Origin of the sequence: Oceanobacillus sojae (assembly GCF_900162665.1) — a bacterium.
Taxonomy (GTDB): domain Bacteria; phylum Bacillota; class Bacilli; order Bacillales; family Amphibacillaceae; genus Oceanobacillus; species Oceanobacillus sojae_A.
Genome location: NZ_LT727809.1, coordinates 654,740 through 673,877, shown reverse-complemented (window position 1 = coordinate 673,877; position 19,138 = coordinate 654,740). Strand labels below are relative to the sequence as shown.

General features: G+C 36.4%; 21 protein-coding genes. 5 read left to right on the top strand and 16 right to left on the bottom strand.

All coding sequences use genetic code 11. The annotated features are described in order from the left end of the window. Positions 1-383: 383 nt before the first annotated feature. Together BN1068_RS03650 and BN1068_RS03645 are read right to left on the bottom strand one after the other, a co-directional pair. Positions 384-1,301, bottom strand: coding sequence for a DNA-3-methyladenine glycosylase 2 (locus tag BN1068_RS03650; protein ID WP_254846692.1), 918 nt, complete (start codon positions 1,299-1,301; stop codon positions 384-386). 210 nt (positions 1,302-1,511) lie between these two features. Further along, positions 1,512-2,486: a D-cysteine desulfhydrase family protein gene (locus BN1068_RS03645; protein ID WP_077601460.1), complete on the bottom strand. Its 975-nt coding sequence runs from the start codon at positions 2,484-2,486 to the stop codon at positions 1,512-1,514. A gap of 307 nt (positions 2,487-2,793) precedes the next feature. Between BN1068_RS03645 and BN1068_RS03640 the strand changes: the two genes are divergently transcribed. Next, complete coding sequence (locus tag BN1068_RS03640) at positions 2,794-3,183, top strand: hypothetical protein (protein ID WP_077601459.1); 390 nt, start codon at positions 2,794-2,796, stop codon at positions 3,181-3,183. A gap of 136 nt (positions 3,184-3,319) precedes the next feature. Here BN1068_RS03640 and BN1068_RS03635 read toward each other — a convergent pair whose 3' ends face one another. The 6 genes from BN1068_RS03635 to BN1068_RS03610 form a co-directional block, all read right to left on the bottom strand. Then, complete coding sequence (locus tag BN1068_RS03635) at positions 3,320-4,027, bottom strand: CPBP family intramembrane glutamic endopeptidase (protein ID WP_077601458.1); 708 nt, start codon at positions 4,025-4,027, stop codon at positions 3,320-3,322. 5 nt (positions 4,028-4,032) lie between these two features. Next, the gene (locus BN1068_RS03630) at positions 4,033-4,482 is read right to left on the bottom strand and encodes a MarR family winged helix-turn-helix transcriptional regulator (protein WP_077601457.1); all 450 of its coding nucleotides are present in this window, start codon (positions 4,480-4,482) and stop codon (positions 4,033-4,035) included. A 579-nt stretch (positions 4,483-5,061) separates the two neighbouring features. Further along, positions 5,062-5,250 (bottom strand): hypothetical protein, encoded by a 189-nt coding sequence (locus tag BN1068_RS03625; protein WP_077601456.1) that lies wholly within the window; start codon positions 5,248-5,250, stop codon positions 5,062-5,064. Between the two features lie 58 nt (positions 5,251-5,308). Continuing rightward, the gene (locus BN1068_RS03620) at positions 5,309-5,758 is read right to left on the bottom strand and encodes a YfmQ family protein (protein ID WP_077601455.1); all 450 of its coding nucleotides are present in this window, start codon (positions 5,756-5,758) and stop codon (positions 5,309-5,311) included. A gap of 152 nt (positions 5,759-5,910) precedes the next feature. Continuing rightward, positions 5,911-7,365 carry a MocR-like pyridoxine biosynthesis transcription factor PdxR gene (locus BN1068_RS03615; RefSeq protein WP_077601454.1) on the bottom strand — a complete coding sequence of 485 codons (1,455 nt, stop codon included), beginning with the start codon at positions 7,363-7,365 and terminating at the stop codon, positions 5,911-5,913. A gap of 251 nt (positions 7,366-7,616) precedes the next feature. After that, complete coding sequence (locus BN1068_RS03610; RefSeq protein WP_077601453.1) at positions 7,617-8,357, bottom strand: hypothetical protein; 741 nt, start codon at positions 8,355-8,357, stop codon at positions 7,617-7,619. A gap of 200 nt (positions 8,358-8,557) precedes the next feature. Here BN1068_RS03610 and BN1068_RS03605 point away from each other — a divergent pair, with 200 nt between their 5' ends. Then, entirely contained in the window at positions 8,558-9,031 is a 474-nt protein-coding gene (locus tag BN1068_RS03605; RefSeq protein ID WP_175637054.1) for an 8-oxo-dGTP diphosphatase, read from the top strand. Here the strand turns inward: BN1068_RS03605 and BN1068_RS03600 are convergent. The 4 genes from BN1068_RS03600 to BN1068_RS03585 form a co-directional block, all read right to left on the bottom strand. Next, positions 9,018-9,218 (bottom strand): hypothetical protein, encoded by a 201-nt coding sequence (locus BN1068_RS03600; protein WP_077601452.1) that lies wholly within the window; start codon positions 9,216-9,218, stop codon positions 9,018-9,020. The genes BN1068_RS03605 and BN1068_RS03600 overlap by 14 nt on opposite strands. Positions 9,219-9,388: 170 nt before the next feature. Then, positions 9,389-9,946: an isochorismatase family protein gene (locus BN1068_RS03595; RefSeq protein WP_077601451.1), complete on the bottom strand. Its 558-nt coding sequence runs from the start codon at positions 9,944-9,946 to the stop codon at positions 9,389-9,391. 234 nt (positions 9,947-10,180) lie between these two features. Then, positions 10,181-12,133 carry an FtsX-like permease family protein gene (locus BN1068_RS03590; RefSeq protein WP_077601450.1) on the bottom strand — a complete coding sequence of 651 codons (1,953 nt, stop codon included), beginning with the start codon at positions 12,131-12,133 and terminating at the stop codon, positions 10,181-10,183. Beyond that, positions 12,123-12,887, bottom strand: a complete 765-nt coding sequence (locus tag BN1068_RS03585) for an ABC transporter ATP-binding protein (protein ID WP_077601449.1) — start codon at positions 12,885-12,887, stop codon at positions 12,123-12,125. The genes BN1068_RS03590 and BN1068_RS03585 overlap by 11 nt, the downstream gene beginning before the upstream one ends. A gap of 269 nt (positions 12,888-13,156) precedes the next feature. Here BN1068_RS03585 and BN1068_RS03580 point away from each other — a divergent pair, with 269 nt between their 5' ends. Further along, on the top strand, positions 13,157-14,611 hold the full coding sequence (locus BN1068_RS03580; RefSeq protein WP_077601448.1) for a DASS family sodium-coupled anion symporter: 1,455 nt from the start codon (positions 13,157-13,159) through the stop codon (positions 14,609-14,611). 248 nt (positions 14,612-14,859) lie between these two features. Then, positions 14,860-15,618: a sulfite exporter TauE/SafE family protein gene (locus tag BN1068_RS03575; RefSeq protein WP_077601447.1), complete on the top strand. Its 759-nt coding sequence runs from the start codon at positions 14,860-14,862 to the stop codon at positions 15,616-15,618. A gap of 104 nt (positions 15,619-15,722) precedes the next feature. On the opposite strand, the gene BN1068_RS03570 is transcribed toward BN1068_RS03575, so the two are convergent. Further along, on the bottom strand, positions 15,723-16,532 hold the full coding sequence (locus BN1068_RS03570) for a DUF1835 domain-containing protein (RefSeq protein ID WP_077601446.1): 810 nt from the start codon (positions 16,530-16,532) through the stop codon (positions 15,723-15,725). Between the two features lie 165 nt (positions 16,533-16,697). Here BN1068_RS03570 and BN1068_RS03565 point away from each other — a divergent pair, with 165 nt between their 5' ends. Continuing rightward, entirely contained in the window at positions 16,698-17,087 is a 390-nt protein-coding gene (locus BN1068_RS03565) for a hypothetical protein (protein WP_077601445.1), read from the top strand. Positions 17,088-17,256: 169 nt separating this feature from the next. Here the strand turns inward: BN1068_RS03565 and queE are convergent, their stop codons facing one another. The 3 genes from queE to queC are packed head-to-tail and all read right to left on the bottom strand — an operon-like array spanning position 17,257 to position 19,119. Beyond that, positions 17,257-17,985 (bottom strand): 7-carboxy-7-deazaguanine synthase QueE, encoded by a 729-nt coding sequence (queE, locus tag BN1068_RS03560; protein ID WP_077601444.1) that lies wholly within the window; start codon positions 17,983-17,985, stop codon positions 17,257-17,259. Further along, positions 17,978-18,445, bottom strand: a complete 468-nt coding sequence (queD, locus tag BN1068_RS03555) for a 6-carboxytetrahydropterin synthase QueD (RefSeq protein WP_077601443.1) — start codon at positions 18,443-18,445, stop codon at positions 17,978-17,980. The genes queE and queD overlap by 8 nt, the downstream gene beginning before the upstream one ends. After that, a complete protein-coding gene (gene queC, locus BN1068_RS03550; RefSeq protein ID WP_077601442.1) occupies positions 18,445-19,119 on the bottom strand; it encodes a 7-cyano-7-deazaguanine synthase QueC in 675 nt (224 codons plus the stop codon). The genes queD and queC overlap by 1 nt, the downstream gene beginning before the upstream one ends. Positions 19,120-19,138: the final 19 nt, after the last annotated feature.

Genomic DNA, 19,138 nt, shown 5'->3' with positions numbered 1-19,138 from the left:
TAATTCATTCCATTAATATAGGATTCTATCCTGGCAAAGCTTGATTCAGTAGTTTTTTTATTTTTATTGCATTAAATGAGACGTCTGGATGAAACAGGAAATTAGCTCCCCTGATCTTGATCGGTTTATTTTCAGATTCTATTTGGAAAGGAGAATTTCTTTAATCGATTTCTATCACCATTTTAAATTATTCAAAAACAGTAAAATATCAGCTTGAATTTGTTCCTGATCCTTATCTGCCAGCATTATATGTCTTGAATTGGAATATCCTTTCACAATTTTATTTTGAGAAGACACATTTCAATAGATATAATCTGCACTTTCTTTATATAAAGACTCATCCTGCTTCCCATAATAAATACGTATTAATCAGCTTATACTGTTCAATACAACATTCTCCATAAATAAAATGTAGCGTAGGACTCCCATCTTTTCCATGCTGATGCCAATTCTCTAATCTCTTCCTTTGTTGGTTTCCGCTCCATTCCCGTTACCAGTTTAATCGCATTGATCAATCCTGCATCGTCAATAGGAAAAGCATCCGGATAGCGCAGACAGCGCATTAACACATAATTAGCAGTCCATGGCCCGATGCCCCGGATTCGGGTCAACTCCCTTTCAGCTTGCTTCAAATCACCTAAGTACAACAATTTTTCTTTTGTTAAATCTCCCTTTGCCATCAACTCAGCGATACCGATAATATATTCTCTTTTCTTTTTTGTCATTTTAATGTCAGACATATCTTCAGGGCTTAATCCAGAAATTTTATCAAATGAAGGGAAAATCCAGTAGTTTTTTCCATCATACTCCAAGGTCTCACCAAATTTTTCAACAAGTTGACGTTTTAATGTATACGCAAATGTCAGGTTAATCTGTTGCCCCAAAACTCCCCAGCACAGGGCTTCGAATAAATCATGTAATCCTATAATTCGGAGACCATAAAATCTTTCAATGGCCTGCTTCAGCAATGGATCCTCACTTCCCATTTTATAAAAAGGTGTAAGATCGGTTTCAAAATCAAACCACTCTTCAACATAGCGTACAATTGCCTTCTTGTCTTCCATTGATTCCAGCTTCGCCCCGGCTAGAAGCTCCACAGCCAAATATTCGCTGTCAGATTCACTTATACGTACTAATGTACGCAAATGATTTATTTCAATCACACGTGTAATTTTATCTTCTTCTACCTCATACATGCATTCATTGGGGTTTCTCTGTAAATAATTTAAATTTGTCTTAAAATCAAATAGTTCCGGTGTTTTGATTAAAATGCCTTGTTTATTTTCTTTCCAAGTTCCCAATTTATTTTACCTCCATCTTCAAGACCTGCCTGTCAGTTTCAGCATGCTAGCGTCTATTGTACACCAAGTGAGTGGTATAACCGCTGTAAATCACCGGATTTTCAAGATAATTGTGCCTTCATCACATTTATGTAAAAAGACAAAGAAATACTGTTTTTACAATATCCCCTTGTCTTTTTATATGTGCACTATCATAGCTTTAAATAAAAATTACGCCCTGTCATTCTTTCTTAAAACGCCCTTTATTCTCTCTCTCATCTCTTTTGTATACCCTTGCTGCCCTCCGGTATGGATGAAAAGAATGTTTTCCTGGTCATCATAATTTCCATTTTTTATTTCAGTTATTAATCCTTTAAAAGCCTTTCCTGTATAAACCGGGTCAAGAATAATTCCCTCACTTTTAGCAACGTCCATATAAAATGCCAGTTCTTCATCTGTTGCTTGGCCGTAGCCAAGTCCAATATAGCTGTCATTAATGGTAATAGAATCAAAATGATGGTTAGTGTCTTCCAAATCATTTACAATTTTCATGACATCTTCTTTGAAGACCTCTGCTATCTGGTCAACAGAATAGCCAATGATTTTCTTTCTGATATCTGCTTCCTCATTTGCATACCAGAGTCCTGCATATGTTCCGCCAGATCCGATTGCGAGGTTGATAGAATCAAAATGAATACCCATCTCTACTTCCTGCTTTATAATTTCATTGTAACAATTAATATAACCGTAAGAACCAATTGCATTGGATGCGCCAACCGGAATAGTCAATACCTTTTTCTGTTGAGCTTCCAGCTTTTGCTTCAGCTCCTCCATCGCCTCTTCCCTTGATGCACTGGGTGGAATAATATTTACATTCGCTCCAAGCATATCGTCCTGGAATAGATTTCCTTCATATTCCTTTACTTCGCCTCTAAGTACCAAATGGCACTCTAAGTCCATCATCGCACAGACAGCAGCAGTTGCCCGGGCATGGTTTGATTGAACAGCGCCTGTTGTGATAATGGTATCATAGCCATTATCCAGCGCATAGGCGATGATATACTCCAGCTTTCTTACTTTGTTGCCTGAGACCTCAATACCCGTAAAATCATCGCGTTTAACAAAGATATTTTTTCCCAGCTGATCGCTTAGTTTTTCCAGCTTTTTTATTGGTGTATCCAGATTAGCAATATTTAGTTTACGCATTTTTTATTCCTCTCACTTTCACTCTGTTTATTCTATTATGATAGCGAATAATCGCTTATATAAGCAACTCTCAAATGGTATGAATTTATTGTTTCAGCACTTTCTAAAAATCAGAAAGATATCCTTAACGGGGAATGTATTGTCAGCCAGCGCCAAAATGGAAGCAGGCTTTTAAATAAAACGGATACAAACACAGAAACCTATGATACACTAAAATTATCTAACTTTGTAAAATAAGCATCCTTTTAACTAAAGATACATAAGAATGACAGTACTTCTTTAAAGTCGATGTATGGGGGGCGCAGCAATGAACAGACCTTTAGGTGTTACATTAATAAGTTATTTCTACATCTTTGGCGCGGCCGTTTTATTATTTACAGCTATTTTTTATGATGCTGGTGCTAATTCGATTGGTATAGCCGAGCGATTTGGACTTCCAAATATGTCTGAACGTTTAACAAGAGTTATCGTAGCTTTATTTTCATTAGTGATGATCTATGGTTATTTCTGCATGAAGAAGTGGGGTTTTTGGACGATGATAACTTATTCAGCTGTTTTCGGAGTAATCAGCTCTCTGCTCATAAGCAATCCATTTGACCAGCTGTATATTGGTAATATGATTTTTTCAATGGTTGTTTTAACTTATACAATTTATGTAAAAAAAGTATTTTTCAATAAAGAAAACCTTCAATATTAGAAAAAACGGGTAATCGTCTTCAAATTCCTTCATGTCCTTTACTTTAAGATTAGACAGGTTGAACAAATCGATCTATACCATTGCCTTTCTTGTTTTAACGTCTGGGTGATTTTTCGTTTCTTAGTTTGTTTTACCTTTATTTACTATGTAACTTAACATATTCACGATTTTGAATTGGCCACCATATTAAATGGAAAAGCATGTGGACAAATATAGCTGCTAATAATCCCCCTTGAATGAAGGCTAACCCGGCGAAAAAACCAACCCAAATGTTAGCAATAATCGTATACACATACAGAAGAGGTTTTGGTTGCGAGATCACAAGTTTAATAGATGGTAAATGAACAGCGGCAAATAAGACACTTGAAATGAAAATTGCAAACAATGTACTAACACGATCACCCATATTCATTAGTTGAAATAACCAAATAAATAAGCTAAGCAAGCCCCATCGAAACATAACTTCTTCTATAACTCCACCATAAAATACACGACTTAAAATACCTGTATTTACATAGTGCGTTTCAATTTCCATATAATCTGTTTTTGTCAATCTTGGCACTAAATACAGATAATAAAATAACAAATGGCTAAGAGAACAGATAACACCTAGACCTACACCATATAATAAAATCTGACTAATTTCTATTTGTTGAACAACATGAATCTTAGGAACAAAATAAGCGCCCATCGCTGAAAATATAAGTGCTGTTAAGCCATGTGCAATTAATCGTTGCCCATCTGTCACATCATCCTCTTTTATATGTATTTTTTCCGAATGATACATAAAATAAATGCCTGGTATACAAATGATAAAAACAATAACTAAATAAGTCCAATTCATGGGGACTACTCTCCTTTTGCTTTCATTTGTTCTTCCAAAATGACCTTATAGATCTTGTTCACTGCCTGTTCCAATTGATTAATTACTTCGTCATCTAGCTTAGCATAGTATGTTGATACAATTTGCTCGTCTACTTTTGCATATAATTCATAAAGTTCTTTACCTTTCAAGCCAAGTGTTACGACGATTTCACGTCTTGAGTTAGGATTAATGGATCGCTCGATATAATGCTCTTTCTCTAATTTATTTAACAACTGGCTAACTGCACCTGCAGTCACATTCATCTTTTCAGCCAGTTCACTGACTGTTAATGTATTATGCTGCTGGACATGCTCGATAATTAAGGATTGCTTCGGTGTTAATTTATGTTCAAGCACTTCATCGTAGTGATGTAACAATGCGTAGTTTATCTGATCTAATGTTTGAAAAATCCCATTCATTCGCTTCTCTAGCATAAAACCCCTCATTCCATTTAGATGTGTAAATATTTTAGATATCTAAAGTGTTTATTATAAGAATACTATAACTAAATACACACATTAATGCAACCGCATCGAAGTAAATTTTATGCACTATCCTATTTGAGCTCCAAATAGGAATGCTAGTCTTACCATAAACTTTTGATACACAAAATAAGTGTCAGCATAATAAACATTACTATACACTGAAATTAACAAAAGGGAGTAATCTTCCAATCTAACTTCCAAGCCTTTTCACCTGAATATAGATTTCCTATTTATTAATAAAAATTCAAACCTTGGAATAAGCTGTCAAATAGTTAATCCACAAAAAAGCTTTTTTAAAGACAATCCAAGAAACTGAATATATAGTAGCTACATTTATATAAGGAAACGTGATAAGTGCATATTAATGTATTCCACACTACTATCCGATTACCCGAAAAAATAACGTTTACTCTTATGTTAGTGAGAGAAAGTATTTGCGAAGAAGTCAATAAAATAGCAATAGAACTTCTATTAAATAGGAAGTTCTATTGCTAAGTATACATCCAATCTGAAACTACAAGTAAGGTACTAGATAAGAACCCATATAAGAACTGAAGCTAAAATAATCGCAGGCAAACCAAGAAAATAAATATAAGAGAGACTTGAGAAGCTTTTCTTTCGTTCATAATTGTCATCAAGCATTCTTGTGACAAGAAGTGTTCCAATCAATGCAAGAATACATACAACAATAACCACTATAATCAGGACGTTCATCATGTTCCATTCCCCACCTTTCAAAAATCTAAATAGTTCATACAGCTTTATTCACGCAGTCTCAGACATTGTGCGGCTTGCTGCCCGTCAAGACAGTCTGTTGCAGATACTCGGAATTAAGTGTGTAGGAAGCCATTTTTTTCTTCCATTGTTTTACTACATCTACATGATTGTCATAGCTGAAAACATGAAACGTCATTTCTTTCTTTTTCTTTTTAAAATGAACAATATATGGTGTACTATTTGTTTCAGGATGGAGAAATAATTCTTCCTTTCCAGGAAAGATATGATTCTTGTTTAAGAATTGGGCCTTATTAAAAGAATCGATAAACCTGCTTTTTTCATCTTCATCCAGGTATTCTCCATCAAAAAGTACGGTACTGTCTGCTGCGTCGATTTTTGGATGTAACTCACATTTATCTAAGAACCATCCAACCAAAGCACTTGGAGGACTGGTTAAAAATTTCACTATAATTCCTGCTATGATGATTAATACAAAAGTCCATGTCATTTCTAAATTCCAACTCCCTAATAAACTGCATTTCCCGATTTAATAAAATACAGCGTTACTTGCTGATAAAATTCAAATTTATCCTAACTTTAATTATATCGTATATCCGAAAAATAATGCCATCCAATTTGCATAAAAATAGCCCATCCACTTCACGAATTGGATAGGTTATTTTTATGCAAATGCTGAAGAGCTTCCGAAAATCTGGATATTCCTTCCCAAATATCTGGAGGGGTACTTCTGCCATAAGTAAAACGGACAAATCCTTTACTTTCACCAAAAATAGAACCGGGAACAAAAGCAAGTCCTCTCTTCAGAGATTCGTTCAACAATTGAAATTCATCGACTGGTTCTTTCAGTTTACACCATAAATGAATCCCGCCGTGTGGCTCCATAAATTCCACCTTGTCTCCTAAAAAATGAATAAGCGCTTTTGATAATTGCTTTCTGCGTGCTTCCAGCTGCTGTCTCACCTTATGAATATGCTCATCAAATTGCGGAGAACCGATAAATTCATTTGCAACCCATTGTGGAAAAATGCTGTGTCCGAAATCAATCTGCTGCTTTGCATCGGCTAAACGCTGGATTACTTTTTTCGGTCCAACAATCCAGCCGATCCGTAATCCGGAAGCAACAATTTTGGACAAGGAACTGATATATAATACATTTCCGTTATAATCCATTCGTTTTAAAGAAGAAGCTATATTTCCATTAAACGCCGTAATACTGTATGGATCATCCTCTACAATAGGGATACCATAATCAGATGAAATCTCTAATATTCTTTTTCGCCTGCTTAATGGCATCTGTACACCGGTCGGGTTTTGAAAATCAGGATTGATAAATACCATCCGGATACGATGCTTTCTATGCAATTCAATTAAATCATCGGGGTTAATTCCATTTTTATCGCTTTTTAATAAATAGGAACGTAAACCTGCTGATTTAAATAAAGGCAATGAGTATGCATAAGATGGGTCCTCTATTGCTACTGCATCTCCCGGCTTCAGTAAACATTGTACGATTAAGTGAAGTGCCTGCTGCGCTCCGGATGTAATCAGGATAGATTCTGCATCATTCGATATGCCTTTATATCCATAAAGGTGATTGGAAATAGTTTCCCGCAAGCGGATATTTCCTTGAGGATGATCATAACCCAGATGCTCTGTAAAAGGCTTCTCTTTAAAAATAGAATGAAACTGCTCTGCAGGGAATAAGTCGGCTGCTAATTCCCCGCTTGCCATATTTATCATGTCATTGTTTTGGGTTTCTGTCCGTATTTTTTGAACTAATGGCAGATTAGGAAGAAACGAACCATCCTCCACATACCTTCCCCAGTTAGGAATTCTTTTATCGGAAATCCCCCAAATATCTGTACTAATATGTGTTCCGCTGCCTTTTCTTCTTTCGACAATGCCTATCGATTGCAGTTCATCATAAGCGGCTACTACTGTACTGCGGTTAACCTGGAGCTCTTTCGCCAGGTGGCGTTCTGAAGGCAGCGCAGTGTCCGGAGAAAATTCACCTGTAGAAATTCCGTTTTCAATATAAGCTGCTATTTGTTTGTACAGTGGTGTTTTGTCTGAACGATCCAGTTTAAAGTTCATATGCATTCCTCAATTGTTTTGTAGATTTAAATGTGCTTGTATCCCCCATCAGATACTAACTAAGATATTTTTCAAACCAATTAGCTGCTTTCGTTTTCGTATGATAATTAAATTGGTATTTCATTTATTATACTATCGTCTATAATTATTTTTGTCATAATTTAAGCCTCCTATTAACAACCTTTTTTCGTTCAATTCCCATAATAAAATGTTCACAAATGCAAGTTTACTACTGCTACGTTACATCATAACTACATCTCACTTTTATTCTGCTTCCAATAATCAATCATTTCGCTCAGGTATTCTTTTTGTTTATTAAATTCCTTCATTCTATGTCCATTCGCGCCTGACGGGTGAGGAAAACCTTTCAGACAAACCTGATTAATTCTTCCCTCCAGCTTTAATTCCTCTATAATGGAATCTACTGTTTTACCTAAAGGAATTAATAGGGAGGATGGAGGCAGCGAATTAATTTCATCAGAAAACCTGTCATATGCGTATTTAGAAAGAAGCGGGCTGTTATTCATTTTTGGCTGATGACCAGTATAATTTTTATCTTTATAAAAAACCGGATACTTAATCATTGATGTTGTATGCAACATAGGCCTGCTGTCTTCAAAGATACATGATGTACCAGACAACCCAAGGGCATCATGCAGTTTGATTTCATCCAGCATGTGTATTAAATTCAATCTCATTGTACCCGAAAAACTTGCTTCCTTTTTCGTTTCTTCAAGAATTCTGTCTACACTCCGGTTTGTTGCTTTCAAAGCAACAAAAGTCTCAAATGCCTTTTTCATTTGTGTCCATCCGGGAGTAATTCCAACGATCACAATCTTTGCTTGATCATTTATATATTCATTATGGGGGGAATAATACATTTCCAGATTATTTTCTTTTTCTATAAGAAAATCAGGATGAAGCAGATCATCACGCCTTAATTCTCTGGAATCAGGTAATTGTTCTATATATTGTAAGTATTGATCTAACATATGCTGCTCCTTTAAAACAATAATTTATAATTTTTAAAACTCTTTCAGTAGATGATGACTTTATTCAATGCTAATATTAATTATTATAAAGCGAAAGTTTTCGTTCTCTCTCTATTAAAATAGGATTTTCACTGGTGATACTCTGTGATATATCATAAAAATTTTACATACATAATGCAAATTTTCAATGGAGGCGTATCATGGAACAAAATATTAATTACAAATTCTGGACTGTCGTAATGATTCAGCATGAAGATAAAGTTTTATTACTGAATAGACAGCACGATAACTTTAAGGGATTTATCCCGCCTGGAGGGAAAGTAGATTTCCCAGAGAGTTTTGTTGACGGAGCCGTCCGGGAAGTAAAAGAAGAAACTGGATTGGAAGTAACCAACCTGGTCTTTAAAGGTATATCCGAATTTGTTAATACCGTTGCAAAAGATCGTTATATTATGATGAATTACTGGACAAAGGATTTTAAAGGAAAACTATTGAAAAATCCTCCAGAAGGCACACTTCATTGGATTAATATCAACGAAGCCAAAAATCTGCCGATGCAAAATGATATCAAACTACGATTTGATTTATTTTTTAAACCCGGCACATTTGAAATTCACACTGTCTGGGATGCAGAGAAAAATGCTGCAGGAGAAGTATTTATTAAAGAAACCTGAACTGGAAAAAGGTAAAATGACTACTTTCATATATAACAATCATTTTACCCTTTTCCTCTGCTTCTATATTTTCATTAGAAGCTTCATTTTCAGATGATGATTTGGTTGTATCCGCTTCCTTTGATGGGCTACATCCTGCAATTAATAAAAATAATACCGTGAAAATAACGATTCTTTTTTTATCCATACTTCCCCCACATCTACTAAATTTTTCTTTTATTTAATAAATTTATTATAGTACAAATGGAATATAATAAGAAGTCAGATATAAGTCTATCTGCTTAAGGTATAAATCATTCTTAGAGAACGTTGTAAACACCATAAAAGCAGTACAAAACTGCACTGCTTTTATGGTGTTTATCTATAGGTATCATGTGTAGGACAAAATACATCTTCTGCCGCATTTCTCACAATCGAAAAATGATCAACATTGTAATGCCCGTGAAGTGTATGATTATGGTGCTTTATAATTTGTTCCTGGCTTAAGATACCATTACCCAGAGTCGAGTGACCATCGCCGACTAATGTGACATCAAACCCGTTAATCGTCGCTGTTCGGACAGCACTGTCTATGCAATGCTGCGTTTCGCAGCCCATCACGACGATATGTTTTATTTGATGTAGCTTTAGATATTCTGCCAGACCAGTTCCATAAAAAGCATTTGTAGCAGATTTATCAAAGATTTCGGCTGCGGCCGGAACATTAATTTCCTGGTGAATTTCAAACCCTTTTCCTTTACCTTCGCTGACATCTAGATCTCTTACAAATACAACTGGTACAGATGCTTTACCCGCTTTTTCAATTACCAGATTAATAGTAGATAAAAGCTGTGATTTCTGAAAAACTGCGCACCTATCATGATTTCCATCCAATAATTCCTGTTGTGCATCAATAATTAATAATACTTGATTCAAATTTATTCCCCTTCCAATTTAGGGAAATACGATATAACTGGTTAGTTAGGCGTTCTCCCTTTTCTGTGTTTTACTGTCTTTCTATTTTTATTTATCATATAAAACGCCTCCTCCAATTATATTCCTTATTGAAATCTTACTTTTAAGGTAGCTTTATTTTACCATAATAAGCAGGCTTTATTGCCTATCTTACTAAAAATTCAATTTTCACTTTCATCATTACATCTCCTTATTTTACATCAACTTATAAATTATCTTCTTCCTCGCATACAAATAAAAAATAAACTGCACTAAAAGATAAGTAATTGTAATCCCGCCAAAATAAAGCAGCAATCCAGGATTAGCCATTACTCCTCCTATATCCCGCATCATAGAAATAAAATAACAGAAAGCCAGTATTGCTCCAATAATTGCCGGTATAAAGAAAATAGCTCTGATTTCCTTTGTTACCGCTTGTTTCACTTCTTTATCCGTAATTCCTATTGCATGCAGTTTACGGTATTTCTCTTTTTCACTTTCAATCTCTGAAAAAAGATTTAAATAGAGCAGAATAAACGAACCCAAAAAGAAAATAATACTAAGCACAGTCATTACAAAGAAGCTGATGCCATTCTCCATTTTTATGGATTGAAAAGCCTTTATCTTAGAGTCCACCTTGAAAAATTCCTCTTCCGTTGATCCTTCTGTGCGTTCATCCATGATAGGCGGGGTCTTTTTATTATAAGCTAAGAGGTTCTTTTCCAGTTTATTTGTTGCGCCATCTGTTTCTCGCCAGTCTTCTACATTAATTTGATGGATAGTTGATTTGTAGCCGTCAAATTGACTTTCCAATTGTTCAAAATCTGTATTATTAATGATAAAAAAAGCGCTATCACTGACGTAATTTATATTATTCCCGGCAATAATCTCCTTCAGAGTAAATTCTAAATTTTCATCCGCAAAATAATAAGCATTTTCCTGATAATATTCCTCCTGCTCATTATTCTCAAATTCTGAGTTTATAAAGTAAAGCATTTCATTATTGTCTAATTCATATGATATCGAAGTTAGTTCCTGAAATGATTCTATCGACATAAACGAATACGAGACAAGCCAATTATCATCTTCCATTCTTTCATAATGCGTATAAACAGGTATCTGCTGGTATCCTTGTATCCTGTTATCTTCTTGATCAATAATAGAATAAACGGTTTCCTGATCCAGATTGTTTTTTGTTTCTGTTTGCAGAAATGCAATATCATAGGGCTTACTTTCTAATACATCTTTCTTTTCCATGCTGTAAATACTCAAGTTAAGCGTTCCATACAAAATAGTAATCATCACTAAGCTGATGACCAGTGTTAGAATCGTGGTAAGATGTTTAAATTTATAATTGATACTTGTTAAAAATAGCATTCTCGGATAATAATAATTTTCTCTTCTTTTAACGAACTCAATAAAAAGGCTGATAAACTGATTAAGACTGATATAAACCCCTAATATTGTGAAAATGGCCCAAATAAATAGTAATTCCCCTCCGTAATTTGAATAGGCGTAAGTAAGATACACACCGATAATAGAAATAAAAATAAAGGCAGCACCTATTCCTCCAATTATCGGACTATTATTTTTCAGTGCAGCAGCTGTTTTACTACTCTTGATATTTGCTATAACATTCTCAGTAAAAACATGATAAAGTGAACTGCCGACAGCAATCAGGAAGATAATTGCAAATGCAATAGTTGTATAGAGAAACATGTTACTGCTTAAATGAAATGCCACTTGCCCTATTCCAACGCTGTGCATTAACAGAAAAAAGATCCCTCTGGAAAAGATGGTTCCGCCCAGAATCCCGGAGGTCAGAGACAAAAGACCAATAATCGTATTTTCTAATAATACTAGCTTGACGATATCTCGGTCAGTCATTCCCAATGTCATAAAAAGTCCAAATTCACTTCTTCTCTGCTTGATAAAAATTTGATGTGCATAGCTGATAAAAAAGATAGTAAATAAAACAAGTGTTACTCCGGGTGTCATTAAAAGAAATTGAATAGATCCTGAAATTTTTACTTCATCTACCTGCCTGTTAAAGTATATGGTAGAAAAAACAAAGAAAAACATTACGGCAAATGTATTACATAAATAATAAAAGATATACTTCCTATAATTTGCTTTGGCCATCTTCCAGACAATTTGACTAAAAGACATCCTTTCTCCCTCCTATAACGGAGAGTTCTGCTATGATCTGCTGTGCAAATTCCTCCCTGCCGCTTTCCCGGATTATGCTGGAATGAATCATGCCATCTTTAATAAATATTACCTTTTGGCAATAGCTTGCCGCAAATATATCATGTGTTACGAGAAGAATAGTTGAAGCTAAATTTTCCACAATGGTTTCAAAGCATTCCATAATATCTGCAGAAGATGCGGAATCTAAATTCCCGGTCGGCTCATCCGCTAATATAATACTTGGATTATTTACTAAGGCACGACTGACTGCTGTCCGTTGCTGCTGTCCCCCGGATATTTGGTATGGATATTTATCTAAAATATCCTCAATCCCAAAAAGAGCAGCCAGTTCCTGCACTTTTTGATCGATATCCGCTGACGATTTTTTCTCTAATATCATCGGCAGCGCCATATTTTCTTTCACTGTTAAGCTATCTAATAAATTAAAATCCTGAAACACAAAGCCTAATTGCTGCCGCCGAAAAAGCGCTAACTGATTACGTGATATTTCATTGATTTTTTCTCCGGCAATGGTCACTGCTCCGGATGTCGGTTTATCCAAACCGCTCAATATATTCAGCAATGTTGTTTTCCCGCTGCCGGAAGCTCCCATAATAGCAATAAATTCTCCTTTATTAATAGAAAGGCTGATCTCATTTAATGCTTGTGTTGTTCTGTCTTCTTTTATATCCCCATAAATCTTTACAATATGATTTGCCTCTAATATCGCCACTCCTCTTCCCCCTCTTCTTATATGTCTTTTCATACCAACTCATAAAAACGCTTACAAAAATTCTTATAAACAGACGGTTCATGATGAAATAATAGTGATAATATTAATTATAATGTAAAGCAAAATTTAAATGAAGGCATTCTTTCTCTTCTTTTTTTATTGAATACTTTGTGAAGTGTTTTACAAATTCATTATTCTGTAACATGTGAAGTTCATCACAAATAAGGCATTATATATTATAATTAAGGTAAATAAAGGGAGGGGTTTTCATGAAAAAGAAAGATGCTATTGCACTTCTTGCAGCTTTTTCCGTACTCATTATTATTTTAATCTTACCTAACCCTGATTCATTGCCGCTGGTGGGACAAAGAGCACTTGCCGTCTTAGCCTTTGCCGTTGTTTTATGGGTTACAGAAGCGGTTTCTTATCCTGTCAGCGCAGTGATGATTGTCAGCTTATTAGCTGTCCTGATCGGGATATCTCCTACTATTGAAGATCCGGGAATAATTTATGGAACGAGCCAGGGGCTCGGGATGGCTGTAGAGGGATTCAGTTCTTCCGCCGTATTGCTTGTCGGCGGAGCGCTGGTTTTGGCAACAGCCATGGAGATTACAGGACTTCATAAAAGAATAGCACTGTATATTATGTCGAAGGTCGGGACAAAGCCTGGTGCACTTGTTTTGGGAACGATTATTGTCAGCTTTGTACTTGCATTGTTTGTGCCAAGTGCTACTGCCCGTGCAGGTACACTTGTACCTATTTTGTTAGGAATTGTTGCTGCATTTGGATTAGCAAAGCAAAGTAAACTGGCAGCTTTATTAATGATTACCGCTGTACAGTCTATATCCATTTGGAACATTGGTATAAAAACAGCAGCCGCACAAAATATGGTTGCTTTAGGATTCATGGAATCTGCATTTGGAATTAATGTGACATGGGGAGAATGGTTTCTTTACGCTGCCCCATGGGCTTTTATCATGTCTATTGTGCTTTATGTGGTTATGGTCAACCTGATCAAGCCAAATATGTCGGAAATGCCAGAGGGAATAAGTATTGGCAATCAGCTGAAAGATCTGGGAAAAATGAGCGGTAAAGAATGGCGTTTGGTTATTATTGCCGGGATGCTGTTATTATTCTGGTCCACAGAAGGTATTTTACATCCTTTAGATTCAACTACGGTCACCATCGTTGCTGTTGCCGTCATGCTGACACCGGTTATTGGCATCTTTTCCTGGAAAGAAGTACAGGCCAAGGTTCCCTGGGGCACATTAATTGTATTTGCAACGGGAATTTCATTAGGGATTATTCTGTTAGCGACAGAGGGTGCTACCTGGCTTTCTTCTAATTCATTTGAAATACTTGGCGTGTCTTCTCTGCCTCTGGTCGGTATGATTGCAGTGCTTGCTTTATTTAATATTTTGATACACTTAGGCTTTGCAAGTGCTACCAGCCTGGCATCAGCCTTTATCCCGATTGTTATTGCTTTGGGCGGCTCCATGGATCCGGCAGCCTTTAATGGTCCTGGGCTTGTCCTGATTATGCAGTTTGTGATCAGCTTCGGGTTCCTGTTACCGGTCAGCGCTCCGCAAAATATGCTGGCATATGGTACCGGAACATTTACTTTAAAACAATTTATCAAATCTGGTGTGCCGCTTACTGTGATTGGCTACCTGCTCATTATCCTGTTCAGTGCTACTTATTGGCAGTGGGTTGGTTTGTTATAACTTTAATATTCATTGAAAGCATTGCGGCTATATTAAAATAACTATTAGCGGATACAAAGCTAATTATGCTTGGTCTTTGTATTCCGCTTTTTTTTATTCTGGACAAGCTGTATGAACAATGAATACTCACCTCTCAAACAATATATCCTTATCTGATAAGACTTCGGCATAAAACCTGCCACCCAATATTTTTCAGCTAATATGCTATAATACTTCATGTAGTTTTAGAAAAGAAAGGGATTTTTATTTTGATTGTTTTATTAACGATGCTTGTTATTGGAATGTTACTTGGATTTATTGGAGCCGGGGGCGCCGGTTTTATTATTGCCATGCTGAGTGAAGTCTTTGATGTCCCGATACATACAGCGCTTGGAACATCTCTGGCAGCAATGGTTTTTACATCGTTATCCGGCACAATCAGCCATCTAAGAGAAAGAAATACCATGTTAAAAATAGGATTGGCAACGGGATTGTTTGGCGGTATTGGTGCCTTTTTTGGATCAAGACTGGCAGTTTTCATTCCTGAAAGTGATTTGAAATGGTTTACAGCCGGAATGCTGTTTTTATCCGCTATTTTGCTTTGGATTCGTGTCACAGTCGGCTTCGGCAGGTTTGCCACGCAAACATTTGCAGAGAAAAATCGCTCATCAAAAAGCAGATTTTGGATGACGGCAGGTGGTATTGGAATTGTAACTGGTCTATTATCCGGTGTATTTGGTATCGGGTCCACCCCATTTATTCAAATCGGGCTGCTTGTCTTCTTTGGCTTATCGCTTCAACTATCCGCAGGTACCACCATGCTTGTTATTATACCAATCGCATTAGTTGGCGGTATCGGTTATTATACTGTAGGATTTCTTGATTTAAAATTATTTGCAGAGGTTGTTGCAGGAACAATTGTTGGTTCTTATATCGGCGCTAAATTTACAACACGGTTACATCCGATGGTATTAAAAATCGCCATGGTTGCTGTACCAATGCTCGGCGGGATTATTTTATTACTTTAGTCTGCCAATATGGAAAAATAAAAAGGATATATCATCCCCCTATCAAAAGCAGTGGTATACGTCGTCTTTTGACAGGGGCAAAGCTATATAATTCTAAACTTATTTCAAGCTGTTTTTACCCTGTACATCCGCATGGCTTGCAGACTTCCTACATACCTCAGATAACCAGACTGGATAAGCGAACGGATCCGGTACTCAATCCATGAATCTGAAAAGAATTGATCAGATTCCGTTAATACGCCTCCAACTACTCTCGCTGCATTGATAAAGGTCTCTTCCCCTCCTTCTTGTTCCACACTTTTTATATATTCTAAAATCAATGCATCGTCTCTTGTTTCTAGTTCATCAATTATTTCCCCCTGCTTCCAGGAACGAACTAAACTGACATGCTTAAGTAATTCTTCTCCCTCCTGCTCGAAAGCTTGCCGCATTTCTTTTGTTATGTAAGAATATGAATGATTATAAAAATGGATTAGCTGTTTTGCATTACAGCCACCCGTGGAAAGAATAATAACCTCTATTCCCTTACCCTTCATATATTCCTGCATTGCGTTAGTGGTATTGACTATCCTCAGTTCCACATCTTTACCACTTAATAAATAACAGATGATTCGAAGACCGATTTGCTCTGAGGCATTTTCACAGGTCCAAATGGTCAGTTGGTCACCATCTTTTATTTCTGCTAATTGCTCCAGCGCTTCTTGATAATCAGATTGATCTGCATGAAAGTTTTGCACCTCCTGAAAACAAGAAGCTTTCCAGGCAAAATGAACCTTGATGCCACCAGGCTGATGAATATTAGTAATTGGCCCTACTGAAAAATCAATTGGAAAGCTGATAATTTGATGATTTTGCTTAAGGAACGCATACTTTAAACAGCTGGCTGCTGCATTTCCAAATATAAGGTGTTTCATATAATCACTCCTCCGCTAAGATTATTTTATCATATGATAACAGCTTTTCTTTTCTTCATTTCTATAAAACTATACTATTACAATTATTCATTTTCCATTAACTCCCATATTTTTAATTAGATAACCTAATTATATTAAATTATTTATTGAGGGATATCTAAGAGAATGAGTAAAAAAATGACAAAAACGATTGGACTTATATTTGCATTTGTTATTATTCTTGGTTTAGTTATTTTTGTTTGGCTTAAACCACCCTATCCAACTGATGGAACCATTGTTTTATCAGCTGATCAGGATGAAGTAGCAACTACAGTCACAATAGAGGCTGAAAATGGGCGTGTACAAACGGTAAAATATGAAAATATGATGTACTACTCTGATTTAGGAGATGATGGGACTAGAGAAGCATTGGAGTCACAACATGATACACATATGGAACAATATGAGGAATTGAATGGCGTCGATGGTTTCGAAGGCAGATATATCTGTGAAGACGATTTAAAAACGGAAAATTATATTAAACACTTAGAGGGGCTTGGACTGGAAATGGAATAGTTATGTTTCTTATGTAGAAGTTTCTGATTTCTCTCTGCCTATAGGAGTTTTTAAAAATGAATACTTGAGAAGTCAGGCTGACTTCTCAAGTATTATCTATCAGGTGTATGTCTAAAAATGCAGGCTAAGACCTAATGAGCAGGCAGTAATTGAATTGTCTTTTTTATTACTACACACCACGCTTATTTCCCCAAACTAGCGCATGCACCTGCGGCAGAACACGAACCCGATTCAATACCGTGGAGGCCACTACTTCATTAATTAACCACTCATACTTATTTAATAAATGCCGGGATAATTGCTGCGGCTCTGCTTCCTTTAAATCATCATTCCCTACCTGCAGGAAAAAAGAAAGCTCCGGATAGCGCTGATGTACTTTTTCAGCATAACGAAGATCTTCTTTATCAAAAATTACAACCTTTAAGCTGGTATGTATTAATCGTCCATTTGCTTTAAGTTGATGGATGATATCATCCAGCTTATCCCAGTTTGTTTTCATATTAGAGCTTGGCGGTTTTGGAGAAATGGTCAGATCATCAATTTTTACAAACCATTCCTGATAACGGCTCCCCTGTGTTTCCAGGGCGACCTCGATATTATTTTTCTGCAGCAAATCAATCAGGTTATCCATAGCAGATAACAAAGCTGGATTTCCGCCTGAAATCGTCACATGATCAAATTGATTGCCACCTGTTTCTTTCAGCCGCTGCCAAATCTCTTCACTCGTCATCTGAACAATATCTTCTTTGGCGCTTCCATCCCAGGTAAACGAGGAATCACACCATGCACATCTATAATCACATCCAGCTGTTCTTACAAACATCGTCTTACGTCCCACTACCATTCCTTCCCCCTGAATCGTAGGGCCGAATACCTCTAAAACAGGTATTTTACGCATGATAAATCCACTCCCGTCTGGCTTCTGCATAACCCGTCGGTGTTTCAAACAGCCGGACAAATTCTACTCTACAATTGTTAGGCAGATCACGGATTGCTTCTTCCATTTGTTCAAAAATCCAGACGACCATATTTTCTGCAGTTGTATTCATTTTCGGTAAGGTTTCATTTAGATAACGATGATCTAAAAATATTTCAATCTTGTCCTTCCAAATCTTTTTTATATCGGAGAAATCAATAACAAAGCCGATTTTATCGACAAAACCGCTGATTCCGAATATAACTTTATAGGTATGTCCGTGAAGATTTTTACACTTCCCCTCATAACAATGAAGATGGTGTGCCGCATCGAATGTAAATTCTTTACTTACCATTACACGTTTTTGATGGTAGACCAACTGCTCTCTTTGAATGTCTTTATCCAGCTTTTGCAGCTCTTCCACAATACGAAACCCGAACATTATTGATTAGCCTCCTGTCTTCTTGCCAGATATTGATCTAAGCCTCGCTGGCGCAATTGGCATGCCGGACATTCTCCGCATCCGGCCCCTCTTATCCCGTTATAGCAGGTTAAAGTCTTTTCTCTGATATAATCAAAGACTTGCAGCCCATCCGCCATTTCCCATGTTTCTGCCTTGTCCAGCCACATTAATGGCGTATGGATTACAAAATCTTCGTCCATTGACAGGTTTAATGTGACATTTAAAGATTTGGTAAAGATATCACGACAATCCGGATATCCGCTAAAATCCGTCTCACATACACCGGTAATTATATGCTTTGCATTGATCTGTTTTGCTAAAATCGTTGCAAATGAAAGAAACAATAAATTCCTGCCTGGAACAAATGTATTTGGTAATTCTCCTTCCTCTTCGGCATTTTCCACTTCTATATCCGTTCTTGTCAGGGCATTGGGAGCTAATTGATTCAGTAATGACATATCCAGAATATGATGTTTCAACCCCTGGTCTTCAGCAATTTCCCTGGCGACTTCAATCTCCAGGCTGTGACGCTGATTGTAATCAAAGGTCACTAATTCCACACGCTCAAACTTTTCTAATGCCCAAAATAAACAGGTGGTACTGTCCTGACCACCGCTAAATACAACTACTGCGTGCTTATTATTTTTTTCCATAAAAAAATCCCCTTTCCAA